The 18373-nt window shown below is 60.8% G+C and carries 17 protein-coding genes; 10 read left to right on the top strand and 7 right to left on the bottom strand.

The window, feature by feature from the left end; all coding sequences use genetic code 11:
• Nucleotide 1: 1 nt before the first annotated feature.
• Nucleotides 2-598, bottom strand: coding sequence for a septation protein A (locus AB4O36_RS18975; protein WP_460117201.1), 597 nt, complete (start codon nucleotides 596-598; stop codon nucleotides 2-4).
• 87 nt (nucleotides 599-685) lie between these two features.
• Here AB4O36_RS18975 and AB4O36_RS18970 point away from each other — a divergent pair, with 87 nt between their 5' ends.
• The 7 genes from AB4O36_RS18970 (at nucleotide 686) to arfB (ending at nucleotide 7708) form a co-directional block, all read left to right on the top strand.
• Nucleotides 686-1549, top strand: coding sequence for a PHP domain-containing protein (locus AB4O36_RS18970; protein ID WP_460117200.1), 864 nt, complete (start codon nucleotides 686-688; stop codon nucleotides 1547-1549).
• Between the two features lie 13 nt (nucleotides 1550-1562).
• A complete protein-coding gene (locus AB4O36_RS18965) occupies nucleotides 1563-2192 on the top strand; it encodes an L-threonylcarbamoyladenylate synthase (RefSeq protein WP_460117198.1) in 630 nt (209 codons plus the stop codon).
• Entirely contained in the window at nucleotides 2193-3014 is an 822-nt protein-coding gene (locus AB4O36_RS18960; RefSeq protein ID WP_460140008.1) for a segregation and condensation protein A, read from the top strand.
• Between the two features lie 11 nt (nucleotides 3015-3025).
• Complete coding sequence (scpB, locus tag AB4O36_RS18955) at nucleotides 3026-3964, top strand: SMC-Scp complex subunit ScpB (RefSeq protein WP_460140007.1); 939 nt, start codon at nucleotides 3026-3028, stop codon at nucleotides 3962-3964.
• Between the two features lie 285 nt (nucleotides 3965-4249).
• Nucleotides 4250-5425, top strand: a complete 1176-nt coding sequence (rluB, locus tag AB4O36_RS18950; RefSeq protein ID WP_460117195.1) for a 23S rRNA pseudouridine(2605) synthase RluB — start codon at nucleotides 4250-4252, stop codon at nucleotides 5423-5425.
• Between the two features lie 374 nt (nucleotides 5426-5799).
• Entirely contained in the window at nucleotides 5800-7212 is a 1413-nt protein-coding gene (locus AB4O36_RS18945) for an amino acid permease (protein WP_460140006.1), read from the top strand.
• Nucleotides 7213-7294: 82 nt separating this feature from the next.
• Nucleotides 7295-7708, top strand: a complete 414-nt coding sequence (gene arfB / locus AB4O36_RS18940; RefSeq protein ID WP_460117193.1) for an alternative ribosome rescue aminoacyl-tRNA hydrolase ArfB — start codon at nucleotides 7295-7297, stop codon at nucleotides 7706-7708.
• On the opposite strand, the gene AB4O36_RS18935 is transcribed toward arfB, so the two are convergent.
• The 6 genes from AB4O36_RS18935 to phhA form a co-directional block, all read right to left on the bottom strand.
• A complete protein-coding gene (locus tag AB4O36_RS18935; protein WP_460117192.1) occupies nucleotides 7705-8919 on the bottom strand; it encodes an MFS transporter in 1215 nt (404 codons plus the stop codon). The genes arfB and AB4O36_RS18935 overlap by 4 nt on opposite strands.
• Nucleotides 8920-9022: 103 nt before the next feature.
• On the bottom strand, nucleotides 9023-9205 hold the full coding sequence (locus tag AB4O36_RS18930) for a hypothetical protein (protein ID WP_460117191.1): 183 nt from the start codon (nucleotides 9203-9205) through the stop codon (nucleotides 9023-9025).
• A gap of 75 nt (nucleotides 9206-9280) precedes the next feature.
• Entirely contained in the window at nucleotides 9281-9412 is a 132-nt protein-coding gene (locus AB4O36_RS18925) for a hypothetical protein (RefSeq protein ID WP_368557644.1), read from the bottom strand.
• A gap of 208 nt (nucleotides 9413-9620) precedes the next feature.
• Nucleotides 9621-10814, bottom strand: coding sequence for an amino acid aminotransferase (locus AB4O36_RS18920; RefSeq protein WP_460117190.1), 1194 nt, complete (start codon nucleotides 10812-10814; stop codon nucleotides 9621-9623).
• The gene (locus tag AB4O36_RS18915) at nucleotides 10814-11170 is read right to left on the bottom strand and encodes a 4a-hydroxytetrahydrobiopterin dehydratase (RefSeq protein WP_460117189.1); all 357 of its coding nucleotides are present in this window, start codon (nucleotides 11168-11170) and stop codon (nucleotides 10814-10816) included. The genes AB4O36_RS18920 and AB4O36_RS18915 overlap by 1 nt, the downstream gene beginning before the upstream one ends.
• A 117-nt stretch (nucleotides 11171-11287) precedes the next feature.
• Nucleotides 11288-12073, bottom strand: a complete 786-nt coding sequence (gene phhA, locus AB4O36_RS18910) for a phenylalanine 4-monooxygenase (RefSeq protein WP_460117188.1) — start codon at nucleotides 12071-12073, stop codon at nucleotides 11288-11290.
• A gap of 275 nt (nucleotides 12074-12348) precedes the next feature.
• Between phhA and AB4O36_RS18905 the strand changes: the two genes are divergently transcribed.
• The 3 genes from AB4O36_RS18905 to AB4O36_RS18895 all read left to right on the top strand — a co-directional run bounded on the left by AB4O36_RS18905 (nucleotide 12349) and on the right by AB4O36_RS18895 (nucleotide 18353).
• Nucleotides 12349-13920 (top strand): sigma-54-dependent transcriptional regulator, encoded by a 1572-nt coding sequence (locus tag AB4O36_RS18905; RefSeq protein WP_460117186.1) that lies wholly within the window; start codon nucleotides 12349-12351, stop codon nucleotides 13918-13920.
• A 136-nt stretch (nucleotides 13921-14056) separates the two neighbouring features.
• A complete protein-coding gene (locus tag AB4O36_RS18900) occupies nucleotides 14057-14758 on the top strand; it encodes a WbqC family protein (RefSeq protein WP_460140005.1) in 702 nt (233 codons plus the stop codon).
• A 49-nt stretch (nucleotides 14759-14807) separates the two neighbouring features.
• The gene (locus tag AB4O36_RS18895) at nucleotides 14808-18353 is read left to right on the top strand and encodes a glycosyltransferase (protein ID WP_460140004.1); all 3546 of its coding nucleotides are present in this window, start codon (nucleotides 14808-14810) and stop codon (nucleotides 18351-18353) included.
• Nucleotides 18354-18373: the final 20 nt, after the last annotated feature.

Genomic DNA, 18373 nt, shown 5'->3' with positions numbered 1-18373 from the left:
GTCAGTCCTCGGTTTTTGGCGTGGTGGTATCGGTGTCGTGCAGGTGGCGCGACAGGTAGATGCCCTGGGCAACCAGGAACAGCACCGTCATGCCCAGGCTGCCGAAGACCTTGAAGTCGACCCAGTAGTCCTGGAAGGTGAACGCGACAAACAGGTTGGCGGCGCCGCAGAACAGGAAGAAGGCGATCCAGGCAATGTTCAGGCGTGTCCAGACAAGGTCCGGCAACGTCAGCGCGTGACCCATGATGCGCTTGATCAGCAACTGATTGCCGATGAAGTGACTGCCAATGAACGCCAGGGCAAACAGCCAGTTCACCACCGGGGCTTTCCATTTCAGGAAGGTCTCGCTATGGAAGGCCAGGGTCAGGCTGCCGAAGACCAGGCAGGCGATGAGCGTCAGCCATTGGCTTTTTTCCAGCTTGCGCTGTTTGATGAACAGGGCGCCATAGACCACAAGGGAGCTGATGATGAGCATCGCGGTGGCGCTGTAGATACCGCCTACAGTGACCTGGTGACCGGCGATGTCGACAACCCGAGGGTCTATTTTGAATACGATGAAAAACAGCAGGAGCGGGATGAAATCGATGAATTGTTTCACAGTGGCAGCCAGAAGCAGGATGTGGCGGCATAATAACAAACATATGGGCGCGCGATAGCGCCAGCTGATTTGAGGTCATGTATCCCCGTGAATGTCGATTTGCACTGCCACAGCACCGCCTCCGATGGTGCGCTCGCGCCCGCCGCCCTGGTGGCGCGTGCGCATGAGAAGGGCGTGCAGGTCCTGGCCTTGACCGATCATGACACCGTCGAAGGCCTTGAAGAGGCGCGCAGCGCGGCGACGGCACTGGGGATGCAACTGATCAATGGTGTGGAGTTGTCCTGCACCTGGGGCGGCGCGACCATCCACGTATTGGGTTACGCATTTGACCCAGACGCGCCGCCGTTGGTCGAGGCAATAGCCCGATTGCACGATGGGCGTTGGCTACGGTCTGAAGAAATAAGCCGCAAGCTGGCGCTCAAGGGCATGCCGGGGGCGCTGGACGGCGCCCGTGCCATCCAGCAGGAACTGGGCGACAGCGGCAATGCGCCGGCCCGTCCGCATTTTGCCGACTGGATGGTGCGAGAAGGGTTCGTCAAGGATCGCGCCGAAGCGTTTCGCAAATGGCTGGGCGCGGGCAAGCTGGGGGACGTCAAGCAACACTGGCCGGCCCTGGAGGAAACCGTGGAAACCCTGCGTGCATCCAATGCCTGGGTCAGCCTGGCACATCCCTGGCACTATGATTTCACGCGTAGCAAGCGTCGTCGGCTGATTTCTGACTATATTCAAGCGGGAGGCCAGGCGCTCGAAGTCGTCAATGGTCATCAGCCCGCCGAGCAAGTGGGCAGCCTTGCCATCCTGGCTCGGGAGTTTGGTCTGCTGGTCAGTGCCGGCAGTGATTTTCATGGCCCTGGAGGCTGGTCCGAGATCGGCGAATACCGCCCGCTCCCGGAGGATCTGCCACCACTGTGGTGTCGATTCAAACATGACCCAATTATTACCGTCGTCTGAACAGGTAGAGAATGTGAGTCAATTTTTCCAGATTCATCCGGAAAACCCGCAAGCGCGTCTGATCAAACAGGCTGTCGAGATCATCCGCAAGGGCGGGGTGGTGATTTATCCCACCGACTCGTCCTACGCCATTGGTTGCCAGATCGGTGACAAGGTGGCCGTAGAACGCGTACGCCGCCTGCGTGGGCTGGACGACAAGCACAACTTCGCGTTGATCTGCAGCGACCTGTCGCAGCTGGGGCTGTTCGCCAAGATCGACACCGGGACCTTCCGTATCCTCAAGGCGCATCTGCCGGGGCCCTACACGTTTATCCTCAACGCCACCCGCGAAGTCCCACGGCTATTGCTGCATCCGAAAAAACGCACCATCGGTCTGCGGGTGCCCAGTCATCCCATTGCCCTGGCGCTGCTGGCCGAGCTCGGCGAGCCGCTGATGAGCGTCACGCTGATCATGCCCGGCGACACCGATCCGCTGAGCGATCCGTACGAGATGCGCCAGTTGCTGGAGCATCAGGTAGACCTGATCATCGACGGCGGTTTTGGCGGGATCAAGGCGTCCACCGTGATCAACCTCGCCGATGGCGAGCCGGAAGTGATCCGCGTCGGTTGCGGCGACCCTTCGCCGTTCATGGCCGAGGCCTAGATGTCGGCCGTGGAACCCGTTGTCGACAGTCAGGCCGGCGCCCAGCAGGAACTGCCCTTTGCCATGGTCTATGGGCAGGCGGTGCTGGAAATGCCCCTGGACCTGTACATCCCGCCCGATGCGCTCGAAGTGTTTCTCGAAGCCTTCGAAGGCCCGCTCGATTTGCTGCTGTACCTGATCCGCAAGCAGAACATCAACATCCTTGACATCCCGGTGGCGGAAATCACCCGCCAGTACATGGGTTACGTCGAGTTGATGCAGTCGGTCCGCCTGGAACTGGCCGCCGAGTATCTGGTGATGGCCGCGATGCTGGCCGAGATCAAGTCGCGGATGTTGCTGCCTCGGGCGGAGACTGTCGAAGACGAAGAAGACGATCCGCGCGCCGAGTTGATCCGCCGCTTGCAGGAATACGAGCGCTTCAAGAACGCGGCCGAAGGCATCGACGGCCTCAGCCGTGTCGGTCGAGACGTGGTGGTGCCAAAACTGGATGCCCCGGAGGCCCGGGCCCGTAAGTTGTTGCCGGATGTCAGCCTGGAAGAGCTGTTGATGTCCATGGCCGAGGTGCTGCGCCGCGGCGACATGTTCGAAAGCCATCAGGTCAGCCGCGAGGCCCTGTCTACTCGCGAGCGCATGAGCGATGTGCTGGAGCGGCTCAAGGGCGGCGGTTTCGTGCCGTTTATCGAGCTGTTCACTGCCGAGGAAGGACGCCTGGGAGTGGTGGTGACTTTCATGGCGATCCTCGAACTGGTCAAGGAATCCTTGGTCGAGCTGGTGCAGAATGAGCCGTTCGCGGCGATTCACGTGCGAGCCCGAGCCGAATAACGAGTTGAATCATGAACCTGACTGAACCCCGCGAGCTGGCGCCACTGCTTGAAGCCTTTCTGTTGGCCTCGGGAAAACCGCAATCGCTTGAACGCCTCTACGAACTGTTTGAGGAAGGCGAACGGCCGGAGCCCCCGGTGTTCAAGAAAGCGCTGACATTGCTGGCCAAGTCCTGCGACGGTCGTGCTTTTGAACTGAAGGAAGTCGCTTCCGGTTATCGGCTGCAGATACGCGAAAAATTCTCGCCGTGGGTGGGGCGCTTGTGGGAAGAGCGGCCGCAACGCTATTCCCGCGCCATGCTGGAGACCATGGCGCTGATTGCCTATCGTCAGCCCATTACCCGTGGCGAAATCGAAGACGTGCGGGGCGTGGCGGTCAATAGTCATATCGTCAAGACGCTGCTGGAGCGCGAGTGGATCCGCATCGTCGGCTACCGCGATGTGCCGGGAAAACCGGCGATGTTCGCCACGACCAAGGCGTTTCTCGACCATTTCAACCTGAAGAACCTCGACGATTTACCGCCGCTCGCGGACTTGCGTGAGCTGGAGCCGGACCCGGTCCTGGACTTTGATGACGCACCGGTGCCTGCCGGATTGCAGGAACTGGCCGATGCCAGTGCCGAGCCGGAAGAACCCAAGGAAGAAACCAGTTTCCACACGCTGTTGCTGGAGTTGGACAGCATGGAAGAGGGGCTCAAGACCGATTTCGACGATATGTTGCGTGATGGCGATTCGGGAGAGATGCCGGAGGTTGAGGCCGAACCCGAACCCGAGCCCGAGCAAGAAGACGATGTGCTTGGCGTGGCCGAGGCACGGGAAAAACTCCTGGCCGCCGTCGCCGCCCTCGAACAGACACCGCCCGAACCGGAGCCCGAACTGAGCGAAGAAGAAGCCGAGGCCCGCGCCCTGGCCGAAGCGATCGAAGCCGAACGCCGCGAATTCGAGGATTGACGCGGTTGAACTGACTATGGAAATCCCTGTGGGAGCGGGCTTGCCCGCGAAGACGGCGTGTCAGGCGACATTACCTGAACTGATACACCGCTTTCGCGGGCAAGCCCGCTCCCACAATGGAATTACAGTGATAGTGAGATTTATACGCTCCACCACCGGTCGCCCCACGACCGGCAAATTCTCTCCATCAACTAGTCTTTGATGCGCAAACGCCCTCATGCGCGTATGATTCGCGACCCTCAGGCGATCCCTTCGCCGATTCAGACCACACCGGGAGGTGCCCAGATGAGTATCAACGATCAGCAAGACGACCAGCCAATCGGCCCAGCAGGCGAAAAACTGCAGAAAGTCCTCGCCCGTATCGGCGTCGGCTCGCGCCGTGACGTGGAAGCGTGGATCAGCCACGGCCGGATCAAGGTCAACGGCAAAGACGCCACCCTTGGCCAGCGTGTCGATATGCACGACGCCATCAGCATCGATGGCAAGGTGATCAAGCGTGAAGAGGCCGCCGAGTCGGTCCGCCGCGTGATCATGTACAACAAACCCGATGGCGAAATCTGCACACGCGTCGACCCGGAAGGTCGCCCTACGGTGTTCGACAAACTGCCAAAGCCCAAAGAAGGGCGCTGGATCAACATCGGCCGCCTGGACATCAACACCACTGGTCTCTTGATGTTCACCACCGACGGTGAGTTGGCCAACCGCCTGATGCATCCATCCTTCGAGATGGACCGTGAATACGCTGTGCGTGTGCGTGGTGAAGTCGACGACGAGATGATCGAGCGACTGAAAGCGGGCGTCATTCTCGAAGACGGTCCGGCCAAATTTACCGACATCAAGCAAGCACCCGGTGGGGAAGGTTTCAACCACTGGTACCACTGCGTGGTGATGGAAGGCCGCAACCGCGAAGTCCGTCGCCTGTGGGAATCCCAGGGCCTTGTGGTCAGCCGTCTGAAGCGCGTGCGTTTCGGCCCGGTGTTCCTCAATTCCGATCTGCCGATGGGGCGCTGGCGCGAAATGAGCCAGTACGAAGTCGACATCCTCAGCTCTGAAGTGGGCCTGACGCCGGTAGCGATGCCGCAGATGAACGCCAAGAGCAAGGACAAGCTGGAGCGGATGCAGCGCAAATCGTCGCGGCCAATGGCGCGCACGGATCGTGTGCGCACCCTGCGCCCGGCGGCAGACGCACCGGCTTCCCCACGCGTGGCTCGCGAGCCGCAGATTGAGGGCGAGCGCAGGCCGGCCGCCCGCCAGGACGGTGAGCGCGCGCCACGCCCGCCACGTCCGGCCAAGGGCCGTACCGAGCGCGGCGAAGGTCGCGGTACGCCGGTGGCTGATCGTCCGGTCGAAACCAAGCGTCCGGCCAAACCGGCCGCCAAGCGTCCGGGCATCAAGCTGGTCGACGGTGATGCGCCTGCGGGCAAGCGTCGCGGCGCGCCGACGGGTGTGAAGAAGCGGTAAGCGATAAGCGGTAAGCTGCAAGTTAAAAACGCTATCCTTTGGGGTGGCGTTTTTTTTGGTTTGCCTTTCAGGGTGTGTTGGCTGGACTGGCCTCATCGCTCCCACATGTTTACCGCAGCCCCCTGTGGGAGCGGGCTTGCCCGCGATGGGGCCATTGGCAACACCACACATCCCTGCCCAGACATCCCCGGCAACAAGCCGCCGACCCCTCGGCGTCTGGCACGGCGCGGTCAGCGGTGTACAATGCGCCCCGTTTTACCTGTGACCTCCTGCGCAGCAGCGCAATCCTCAAGGCTACCCGCTTTGTTCACTCCGCCACGTCACGAGCGTGTCGGGTTCGATTTCGTCACAGATAAAAACAAAACAGGTGACGCATGACCGCTGTAGATAATCTGAATTCAGGCGAGCTGAAACGCGGCCTGAAGAATCGTCATATTCAACTGATCGCCCTCGGTGGCGCGATTGGTACCGGCCTGTTCCTCGGCTCGGCCGGTGTCCTCAAGTCCGCTGGCCCGTCGATGATTCTCGGCTACGCCATCTGTGGCTTCATTGCCTTCATGATCATGCGCCAGCTCGGCGAGATGATCGTCGAAGAGCCCGTGGCCGGCTCCTTCAGCCACTTCGCCCACAAATACTGGGGCGGATTCGCCGGCTTTCTGTCGGGCTGGAACTGCTGGATCCTGTACATCCTGGTGGGTATGTCTGAGTTGACCGCGGTCGGCAAATACATTCATTACTGGGCGCCGCACATCCCGACCTGGGTGACGGCCGCCGGCTTCTTTGTGCTGATCAACCTGATCAACCTGGCCAACGTCAAAGTGTTCGGTGAAGCCGAGTTCTGGTTTGCGATCATCAAGGTCGTGGCGATCATCGGCATGATTGCCCTGGGCAGCTACTTGCTGGTCAGCGGTCATGGCGGCCCGCAGGCCTCCGTGACCAACCTGTGGTCCCATGGCGGTTTTTTCCCCAATGGCGTCGGAGGCCTGGTGATGGCCATGGCGATCATCATGTTCTCCTTCGGCGGCCTGGAAATGCTCGGTTTTACTGCCGCCGAAGCTGACAAACCGAAAACGGTGATCCCCAAAGCCATCAACCAGGTGATCTACCGGATTCTGATTTTCTATATCGGGGCCTTGGTCATCCTGCTGTCGCTGACACCTTGGGACAGTCTGCTGGCGACGCTGAACGCTTCGGGCGACTCCTACAGCGGTAGCCCGTTCGTGCAGGTGTTCTCGATGCTGGGCAGCAACACTGCTGCGCATATCCTCAACTTCGTCGTGCTGACCGCTGCGCTGTCGGTGTACAACAGCGGCACTTACTGCAACAGCCGCATGCTTCTGGGCATGGCGGAGCAGGGCGATGCGCCCAAGGCATTGGCGAAGATCGACAAGCGTGGCGTGCCGGTGCGCTCGATCCTGGCGTCGGCCGCAGTGACCTTGATCGCGGTCTTGCTCAACTACCTGATTCCGCAAAACGCGTTGGAATTGTTGATGTCGCTGGTGGTCGCTACGCTGGTCATCAACTGGGCGATGATCAGCTACTCGCACTTCAAGTTCCGCCAGCACATGAACAGGACCGGCCAGACGCCGCTGTTCAAGGCGCTGTGGTATCCCTACGGCAACTTCATCTGCCTGGCGTTCGTGGTGTTCATCCTGGGTGTGATGCTGCTGATCCCGGGCATCCAGATTTCCGTATACGCGATCCCGGTGTGGGTGGTGTTCATGGGAGTCTGCTTCTGGATCAAGAACAAGCGCAGTGCGGGGCGGGAGTTGGCTGGGGCGAGGTAAACTTCCCAGGAACTCACGGTCCCCTGTAGGAGCAAGCTCGCTCCTACAGGGGGGCATCGCTTCTGAATAGGGACGCCATTGCATGCTGGTGATTTCCAACACCGTACAACTGCCGGATCATGAGATCGAGTTGACCGCCATCCGCGCCCAAGGCGCCGGTGGGCAGAACGTCAACAAGGTCTCCAGCGCCGTGCACCTGCGCTTCGACATCCCGGCTTCGTCTTTGCCCGAGTTCTACAAGGAACGCTTGCTGGCGTTGCGTGACAGTCGCATCACCAGCGACGGCGTTTTGATCATCAAGGCCCAGCAGTACCGCACGCAGGAAGCCAATCGTGCCGATGCACTGGAACGGCTGGTCGAGTTGATCCAGAGCGCCACCAAGGTTGAAAAAAAACGCCGCCCAACCAAGCCCACATTGGGCTCGAAAACCCGACGGCTCGAATCCAAGAGCAAGCGCGGCAGTATCAAGGCCGGTCGCGGCAAGGTCGACTTCTAGCGCGTCGAACGTTCTTCGCGGTGTTTTTCATCCAGTTGCTTCGGCATTTGCCGGTACAGGTAAACACTGAGGACCAAGCCCGTCAGGGCGGCGAGTGCGGCGAACAGGAAGATCGAGGCGAAGCCAAAACCGGCAGCAATCGCGCCCGCCAGCGGTCCGGTGATGCCCAGCGACAGGTCGATGAACAGTGAGTAGGCGCCCACCGCTGCGCCACGACTGGAAGCCGGCACCAGGTTGACAGCTTCCACGCCAAGGGCCGGGAACACCAGCGAAAAACCGAAACCACTCAATGCCGCCCCGGCCAGCGCCCAATGGGCATCCGGCGCGAGCCAGAGCAGCAACAGGCCCAGAGTTTCCACCGAAAGGCAGGCAATCGCCACGCGAAAGCCCCCGAGCCGGTTGATCAGGTTGCCGAACAGCAACCGCGCTCCGATGAAGCTGGCACCGAAAAGGCTCAGGCACAGCACCGCGTTATCCCAATGCTGGGTGGCGTAATACAACGTGATGAAGGTGGCGATGGTGCCGAAGCCGATCGAGCCCAGCGCGAGGCCGCAGCCGTGCGGCAGTACTCGACCCAACACGTGCATGAACGGCAAGCGTTCTCCGGCGACGATCGGTGCAGCCGTTTTCGGCCAGGCCAGCGCCAGCCCCAGCACCGCCAGCAGCACGATGCTCACGCCCATGCTCCACAAGCCCAGGCCATTGACCAGAAATACCCCCAACGGTGCGCCGACTGCCAGCGCGCCATAACTGGCGATACCGTTCCAGGAGATCACTTTGGCCGTATTTGCCGCGCCAACCCGGCCAATGCCCCAGCCGATCGACCCCGAGCCCACCAGGCTTTCCGCGCTGCCGAGCACCAGACGGCCGATCAACAGGCTGATCAGGCTGAGCATCGGCAGGCTCTGGGTCCAGGCCGAAATCAACATGAACACGCCGCTCAAGCCGCAACCCGCCAGGCCATACATCACCGCGAGTTTGCTGCCCTTGATGTCGATGATTTTGCCGGCGTACGGACGGCTGAGCAGGGTGGCCAGGTATTGCACGCTGATCACCAGCCCTGCGATCACCGCGCTGAAGCCCAGATCGTTGTGGACGTAGCCGGGCAATACGGCCAGGGGAATGCCGATATTGAGATAGCCGATGAACGTAAAGAGGACGATGGAAACGACTTGCAGCGTGACCGCCAGGGGGCGCTGGTTTTCAGACATGGGGCAAAGGTCCACGGGAAAGCAGAATAGATAGGCTGCTTATGATAGCGGTGCAAGCGCCTATCAGGCGTGGAAAAGTAAAACTATTTGCCGGACGGAAGCGTCAGGGTTGGGTGGGAGCGACCAGTTGGGTCGTGACCAGTGCGGCCAGCGCATTTTCTTCGCTGCCGAAACGGGCGAGCAGGGCGGCCTGTTTTTCCGGGGAGAGGCGGTTCCAGATCTCGATCATCTTTTCAGCGGTGCCAATCAGTACGCTGGCTTGCTCTTCGGAAAATTCATCGGTCATGGGGGAGGGCTCAAGGTTCAGGCAGTGTGGAAAGCGCATGTTAGCGCTTTCCACACGGTCTGTACGGCGGGTGTTTCAGTCTTCGCTGTCGGCCTTGCGGCTGTCAGTGGCTTCTTTCGGCTCGGGCTGTTGGGCGCCGGCTTGTTGCGGGGTCGTCTGCTCAGGTTCGTGCAGGCTTGGGAAGGGGAGATTGGGAATCTCGTGCATGGTTGCGCTCCTCGCTAAGTCTGTTGGTAGATCTGGTAGATCCGCGCTTTCAAAAAAGCTTGGGCAGGATACAGCAGGAGAAATGACAAATAGACTTTTATATCTGTTTGTTTCGACGGGTGGGGTTGTCTAGACAGGTCGGTGGGAGGTACTGATCCCCTGCAGGAGCGAGCATGCTCGCTCCTGCAGGGGTTGCGGCGTTTGTGGGTTACTTACACACGTCCGCAATCGCTTCCGCCAGCAGATCCAGGCGCGTCGCGTCGATGCCGGCCACGTTTGCCCGACCGGTGCCGACCATGTACACGCTGTGGCGGTCACGCAGTTGCTTGACCTGCTCGGGTAACAACCCGGTGTATGAAAACATGCCGCGCTGCACGCCAATGTGCGCAAAACGCTCGCGCAAGCCATGGGGCTCGAGCGCCTCGACCAGGCCGCTGCGCAATTGTGCGATGCGCAAACGCATGCCTTCGACTTCATCGGTCCACAGGCTTTTGAGCTCGGGATCGCCCAGGATCGTTGCCACCACGGCCGCGCCATGATCCGGGGGTGTCGACCACAGGTTGCGGGCGATGTTGGCGAGTTGGCTGCGGATATCCAGCAGTTTGTCGGTGCTCTTGGCGCAGACGATCAACGCGCCGGTGCGGTCGCGGTACAGACCGAAATTCTTCGAGCAGGAACTGGTGATGAGCACTTCCGGCAGTTCGGCGGCAAACAAGCGGGTCGACCAGGCGTCCTGTTCCAGGCCATCGCCAAAGCCCTGGTAAGCGAAGTCGATCAGCGGCACCAGATCGCGACGACGCACCACTTCCAGCACACGACGCCATTGCTCGTGACTCAGGTCGAAACCGGTGGGGTTGTGGCAGCAGGCGTGCAGCAACACCACGTCGCCGATTGGCGCCTGGTTCAGCGCAGCCAGCATCGCCTCCACGTCGAGGCGGTTATCACTGCCCACGTAGGGGTAGTGGTTCACCTTGACCCCGGCCGTGGTGAAAATGGTTTCGTGGATCGGCCAGGTTGGGTTGCTCAGCCAAACGCCGCGACCCGGCAGGCATTGGGCGATGAAGTCCGCGCTCAGGCGCAATGCGCCGGTGCCGCCGGGGGTCTGGGTAGCGCCAACCCTTTGTTCGGCGATCAGCGCAGAGTCGGCGCCGAGCACGAGCGCATTGATCGCCTTGCCGAACGCCGGCTCGCCATGCCCGCCGATGTAGGTCTTGGTGGTCTGGCGATCCACCAGGCGTTGCTCGGCGAGTTTCACGGACGCGAGGATCGGCGTCAGGCCCTGGGCATCCTTGTATACGCCAACGCCCAGGTCGAATTTGCGCGGGTTCGGGTCCTGCGCGTAAGCCTCCATCAGGCCCAGGATCGGGTCGCCGGGTACTCGACCGATGGCGTCGAAATGCATTATTTACGGCCCTCGGCATCCTTGGCCACGTCGTCGGTGCGCGCGGCCATGATGAAGTCGTTGCGGTGCAGGCCCTTGATGGAGTGGCTCCACCAGGTCACGGTGACTTTGCCCCATTCGGTCAGCAGGCCCGGGTGGTGGCCCTCGGCCTCGGAGATTTCACCGACGGCATTGGTGAAGGCCAGCGCGTGCTTGAAGTTCTTGAACAGGTAGACCTTTTCCAGCTGCATGATGCCGTCGCGAACTTCGATGTTCCAGTCAGGGATCTGCTTGATTAGTACCGGCAGTTCTTCGTCGCTGACCTGTGGTGCGTCGGCGCGGCACGCTTCGCAATGGGCTTGGTTCAAAGTGGACATGATGTGTTCCTGAAATCGAATGTTTGGGAAGTCGGGGTCATCGTTACCAGGGGATGGCTTTACGCTAAAGCAAAGCGTCGCTCGGTAACAGACACACTTGTTGCGAAAAGTCGCGGGTCACGCAGCTTTCGGCGGAAATTTCGGGGCGTGCAGGCCCAGTTGCATACCTTGCTTGACCATACCCATGATGTCTTCGTGGGCGAGGTCGAACAGGCGCTTGAGATCGGGCAGGACAAAGTACAAGGGTTGCAGGATGTCGATGCGATACGGCGTGCGCATGCATTCCAGCGGATCGAATGCCTGGTGCTCGGGTTCGTCCGAGAGGCAGTAAACGGTTTCCTTCGGCGAGGAGAGAATGCCGCCGCCGTAGATGCGCAGTCCTTGGGGCGTATCCATCAGGCCGAACTCGATGGTCATCCAGTACAGGCGCGCCAGGTACACGCGTTCTTCCTTCGAAGCTTGCAGGCCAAGTTTGCCGTAGGTGTGGGTGAATTCAGCGAACCATGGGTTGGTCAACAGCGGGCAGTGGCCAAAAATCTCGTGGAAAATGTCAGGCTCTTGCAGGTAGTCCAGCTCTTCGCGCGTACGGATGAACGTCGCCACCGGAAACTGCTTGTTGGCCAGCAATTCGAAAAAGGTCTGGAACGGAATCAGCGCCGGCACGCGTGCCACTTGCCAGCCGGTGGTTTCACCCAGGACCTTGTTGATTTCACTCAGCTGCGGGATACGGTCGTGGGGCAGGCCGAGTTGTTCGATGCCGTCCAGGTACTCCTGGCACGCACGGCCCTCGATCACTTTCAGTTGGCGGGTGATCAGCGTGTTCCACACCGCGTGCTCTTCGCTGGTGTAGTGGATAAAACCTTGCGCATCGGGCTCACGGGCCACGTATTGCGTCTGCTTCATGCTGTTCTCCAGGGGAATACGTTCTTGTTATGGCGGCTATGGATTCAGAAATAGCGCATGCATTGCGCCATTGCAGTACGGGGAGGCCATTGCTTGCGAAGTGTTGAGCGGGTTTTTGTAAAGTTTTCGTTACGATGTCGCTGTCATTGAGCTCCGCTTCGATTTTGGTGGGTTGAATAGCGGATCGAGTGTCACGTAATCTTTACGACTAAATGACCCCCTGCGCAGAAAATTCCTCTCACGGGGCGTCGGTCACTCGAGATCCGAGGCTCCCCATGCGTATCAAAGTCCACTGTCAGAACCGCATCGGCATCCTGCGCGACATCCTCAACCTGCTGGTGGAGTACGGCATCAACGTGGCTCGCGGTGAGGTGGGTGGCGAGCATGGCAACGCGATCTATCTGCATTGCCCCAATCTGATCAATCTCCAGTTCCAGGCATTGCGTCCGAAGTTCGAGTCGATTGCCGGGGTCTTTGGCGTCAAGCGTGTAGGGCTGATGCCCAGCGAGCGTCGGCACATGGAACTCAATGCCTTGTTGGGTGCGCTGGAGTTTCCGGTGTTATCGATTGATATGGGCGGATCTATCGTCGCGGCTAACCGCGCGGCGGCGCAGTTGCTTGGAGTGCGGGTGGACGAGGTGCCGGGCATTCCGTTGTCGCGTTATGCCGAGGACTTCGACTTGCCGGAACTGGTGCGCGCCAACAAATCGCGGATCAACGGGCTGCGCGTCAAGGTCAAGGGCGATGTGTTCCTGGCTGACATCGCGCCTTTGCAATCGGAACACGACGACAGCGAAGCCATGGCGGGGGCCGTGTTGACGTTGCACCGTGCCGACCGGGTGGGCGAGCGCATCTATAACGTGCGCAAGCAGGAACTGCGCGGCTTCGACAGCATCTTCCAAAGCTCGAAGGTCATGGCTGCCGTGGTGCGCGAAGCCCGGCGCATGGCGCCGTTGGATGCGCCGCTATTGATAGAGGGCGAAACCGGCACCGGCAAGGAGTTGCTGGCACGCGCCTGTCACCTCGCCAGTCCGCGCGGGCAGTCGCCATTGATGGCGCTCAATTGCGCGGGGCTGCCAGAATCCATGGCCGAAACCGAGTTGTTTGGCTACGGCCCCGGCGCGTTCGAAGGCGCGCGCGCCGAGGGCAAGCTTGGCCTGCTGGAATTGACGGCCGGCGGAACCCTGTTTCTCGATGGGGTGGCAGAAATGAGCCCGCGCCTGCAGGTGAAATTGCTGCGCTTCCTGCAAGAGGGATGCTTCCGACGTGTCGGCAGTGATGAGGAGGTGTACCTGGATGTGCGGGTGATCTGTGCGACCCAGGTCGACCTCTCGGAATTGTGTGCCCGTGGCGAGTTCCGCCAGGATCTGTATCACCGCTTGAATGTGCTGTCGCTGCACATTCCGCCCCTGCGCGAATGCCTAGACGGTTTGCCGCCGCTGGTGGAGCATTTCCTCGACCAAGCCAGCCGGCAGATCGGCTGCCCTTTACCGAAACTGGCATCGTCTGCCATGGAAAGACTCACTCACTATCATTGGCCGGGTAACGTTCGCCAGCTGGAAAACGTGTTGTTCCAGGCGGTCTCGCTGTGCGAGGGCGGGACGGTCAAGGCCGAACATATTCGCCTGCCGGATTATGGCGCGCGTCAGCCGCTTGGCGATTTTTCGTTGGAGGGCGGTTTGGATGCGATTGTCGGTCGGTTCGAAAAGGCGGTGCTGGAGTGTCTTTACGCCGAATACCCCAGCAGCCGCCAACTCGGCAAACGGTTGGGGGTTTCGCACACCACCATCGCCAATAAGTTGCGCGCGTACGACGTACAAGTAGACCAAATCCTCCCAGAGCCTTGAGCCCGGCGGTCAGCACCTCAACCGAGGGGGTGGTATGGGATTTGCTAGTTCGGGGTTCCTGTCAGCTTTTTCATGTCTGGCGGCGACTTTTTGACTAGGCAACGCTGCGGTTTGCGCTTTGTACGTGAGGTTCAGGATGCAAAAGAAAATTGCTGTGGTGCAGTCGAACTATATCCCCTGGAAGGGCTATTTCGATCTGATCCGCAGTGTCGATGCATTCGTCCTCTATGACGACGTCCAGTACACCCGCAGTGACTGGCGTAACCGCAACCAGATCAAGACCGCTCAGGGCGAGCATTGGTTGAGCATCCCGGTCAAAAAGAAAGGGCTTCTCGGTCAGTTGATCAATGAAGTGCAGATCAGTGATCCGGGATGGGCCGCAGCGCACTGGAAGACCATCGAGCAGAGCTATCGGCGTGCAGCATGCTTCTCTCGAATGGAGTCGCCAATCCGCGCCCTCTACGAGCAGGCGGCTGACCTGACCCACCTGAGCGCCATCAACCACCTGTTCATCGCAGGCTTGTGCCCTCTGCTGGGCATTCACACACCGCTCTACCGCTCCGAGGACCTGGGCGGCGTAGAAGGCAGGAACGAACGCCTGATCCATTTATGCGGGGCCCTCGGTGCCAACGAATACCTCTCGGGACCTGCGGCCAGTCATTACCTCGACGAAGCGGCGTTCGCCGCCCATGGAATCACCGTGGCGTACATGAGTTATGCAGGCTATCCCGAATATCCGCAGGTGTACGGCGACTTTCAGCATGCGCTCAGTGTGATCGACCTGCTGTTCAATACCGGCGCGGATGCATCGGCTTATCTGAAGAAAGGGGTGGCCTGAGCAATCGTTGCCAGTCCCCCTGTTTGATTTGATCTGGAGATTGCACCCGATGTCGAACCTAGCGCAGCTAGACGCTCCCTCGCTCGAACAGGCACTGGCGCGTCTGCGGCTGATGTATGCCAAACCCGAACATCCATACTATTTCCTGGCGCCTGCCTACCGGGAGACGTCGTCGGGTGTCGTCACGTTGCATTATCTCTGCCATATGCTCAACCTCAGCGGGCGCGAGGCTTACATCTGCGGCAACGATGTGGTCAATCCGGACCTGAAGACGCCCGTGCTGACCTCGGCGATTGCCCAGCGCCATGTGGCGATGGGCAAGGTGCCGATTGCGGTGTATCCCGAGGTGTTCCCGGGTAACCCGCTCAACTGTTCGGTCGTGGCCCGATTTCTGCTGAACTTTGAGGGCTTTCTCACCGCAAAGGGCATGGATGCCGCCCCCAGCGACTTGATTTTCTATTACGCCGCTCGCCTCGCCGAGCACCGGGGGGACCCGGACGGCGACCTGTTGTGCGTGCCGGCCATCGACGTCGAAATGTTTTCGCCAACCGCCCCTGACACCGTGCGCAAGGGCGCGTACCTGTACCAGAACCGTCACCCGCTCGAGAAAATCGACTACTCGCAACTGCCCGCGGATATCGAGCTTCTGAGCATGGCCAATCCCCGGACCCTGCCTGAGCTGGCCAAGCTGCTGCGTCAGGCCGAAGTGATGTACAGCTATGAGTGGTCGATGACGTGCGTGATGGCGGCGATGTGTGGGTGTCCGGTGATCTTCATGCCAGGGCATGGCATCGACCAGCAGGTGCTCGATACCAGTTTCTTCGGCAGTACCGGCTTTGCCATGTTCGATCAACCGCAGCCATTGGCCATCGCCCGGTCAACCCTGGGTGATGCCTTGCATCGTTACGTCGAGCGCACGGCGTCTTTCTGGCAGCAACTCGATGTGTTTATTGCCAAGACCCAGGCCAGCGCCGCCCGCCAGGCGGAGGGTAACCGCCTGGGGATGCTCGACTGGTTGCGCCAGCGCTACCCGCTCGCGCCGCAATTGCGCCTGATCAATGAGCGGTTGGCGAGCCCGACAGCGCCGAGCTTCACCGTACTGGTTCGCGATGATGGCGATCAGTTGGCCTTGGCTCGTAGCCTGGACAGCCTGGATGAACAGTTGTATCCGGCGGTGCAGGTCTGCGTGATGGGCAGTGCGGATCCGGGGCGTGCCCATGTTCAGTGGCTGGCCTGTGAGCCGAAGCAGCCGGCCGCCGCGATCAATGGCTGGCTCGAAAACAATCAGAGCGACTGGTTGCTGCTGATCGACGCCGGGGAGGAGATCATCGCCCCCGGGTTGCTGGTAATGGCCCTGAATCTGCTCGAAGCGCCCCACACTTGCCTGGCGGTGTACGCCGACGAGGCATTGCGTGTCGGCGGCGGGGTGGTCGACATCGCGTTGCGCCCGGATCTGAACCTGGACATGCTGTTGGCGTTTCCGGCCAGCTTGTCCCGTCATTGGCTTTATCGTCGCGAGGCGCTGGTGCGCCTGCACGGGTTTGACAACTTCAGTGGTGGCGCCTTTGAACTGGCCTACCAACTGCGCCTGATCGGCGAGCAGGGTGTGGCCAGCATCGGCCATGTCAGCGAGCCGCTGCTGACCGCCAACGAGGTGCGCAAATCCGCTTGTGCCGACGAGCGCGCGGTCATCGAGGCGCATCTTCACGGGCGTGGGTATGGGCAGGCGCGTGCCATCGCGCTGGAAAACGAGCCGGGCCGCTATCGTATCGACTACGGTCAGGCACGACAGGCCTCGGTCAGTATCCTGATTTACCTGCAGGGGCAGTTGGCGAACTTCCAGCGTTGCCTGGAAAGTCTGTTTGCGCACACCCACTCCGTGGACTACGAAATCCTGCTGATCGAGCCGGGCAGCGAGGAACCCGCTTTATTGGAGTGGCTCGGGCTGATCGAGCAGATGGGGGGAAATCGCATCCAGGTGTTGCGATTCATGCCGGGCCAGCCTCGTGCAGCGATGTGCAATGCGGCGGCGCAGGAGGCGCGTGGCGAGTATCTGGTCTGGCTCGATGCACACAGCGCTGTGCTCGATGCCGAGTGGCTGCCAGCTTTGCTCAATCACGCCCAGCGTCCGGAAGTCGGTGCCGTGGGCGGCAGGTTGCAGGACAGCCGCGATCGCATCGTTCAGGCCGGCCTTGTGCTGGGTTTGGGCGGGACGCTCGGGAAAGCATTTGAAGGCTTGTCGTCCGAGGCGCCGGGTTACATGGGGCGTCTTCGCCTTGAGCAGAACTGCTCGGCAGTTGGCGGCGAATGCCTGATGGTGCGTCGGGCGCTGTTCCTGGAGGCAGGCGGTTTCGATATCGATTCGTCTCAGGCCCCCTGGACAGCGGTCGACCTGTGCCTGAGGTTGCAGCAGGCTGGCTACCTGAACGTCTGGACGCCCTATGCGCGACTGTTGCTGGACCCGGTACCCGTCGCCTCAGCCAGTAGCGACCAAGAGGACGCATTGTTCGCGCGATGGTTGCCGCAGTTGGCCCATGACCCGTCCTACAATGCCAATTTTTCGCTTCGCTCAGGCGAGGCCTTCGTGCTGGAAACCAATGACCTGATCTGGCAAATGCCGAAAGGCAGCGTGCCGAGGGTGCTGGCCTGTGTCACCGACCAGCAGGCGCCGGGGCACTCGCGACTGGCTCAGCCGCTCAAGGCCTTGCTGGAGGCAGGGGAAGTCGACGGGGCGGCCGTTTCGAGTCTGTTGTCAGCCGTGGAAATCGAGCGCCTGGCGCCGACCAGTGTGGTGTTGCAACGGCCTCTGGATGATGCCGGGCTGGCCACTTTGCGGCGCTTGAGGGCGTTTTCCAAGGCGTTCATCGTCTACGATCTGGACGGCTACTTGCCGCACATGGAGTTGAACGGCGATTACTCCTCCGATGAACTGCTCGAACGGATGCGTTTAGGACTGATGCAGGCCGATCGGGTACTGGTCGGCACGCCTGCGCTGGCCGAACTGCTGCAGGGTGAGCACGACGATATCCGCGTGGTGGAGAGCCTGCTGCCCGCTCCGTGGGGACGGATACAAAGCCAGCGGGGCGTGGCGTCCAAGCCGCGCCTGGGCTGGCTGGGTGGGAAGGACTCGCAACTGCTCGCCAATGTGCTGCCTGCGCTGGCGGGCGAAGTCGAGTGGGTGGTGCTCGGCGACTGTCCGGAGTCCATGCGACCGTTTTTGAAGGAGCTGCACCCGGCCGTCGAACAGCGCCAGTTGGCGGTGGCCATGGCCGCACTGAATCTGGACCTGGCGCTGGTGCCCATGGAAGAAACCCTGAACAACGCATGTTCCGGTGATCTGCGAGTGCTGCAACATGCCGCCTGTGGGCATCCGATCATTTGCAGTCGAGTGCAGGGTTTTGTCGGGGGTGAGGTCCTACCGCTTTCACGGGTGAGCAACCAGGCGCAGGACTGGATTCGGGCGATCCGTCTGCACCTTGAAGACCGTGCCGCCTCGGCCACGCTGGGCGACGCCTTGCAGTCGACCGTGCGTGCACAGTGGTTGCTCGAGGGCGAGCGGCTGGAGGCCTGGCGACGTGCCTGGCTGGCCGATTGATGCGTACTGATTACTATCTT

The organism is Pseudomonas sp. S2_E01 (genome assembly GCF_054668365.1).
Note: the sequence above shows the minus strand (reverse complement) of the source record. Positions and strands in the feature narration are given on the sequence as shown.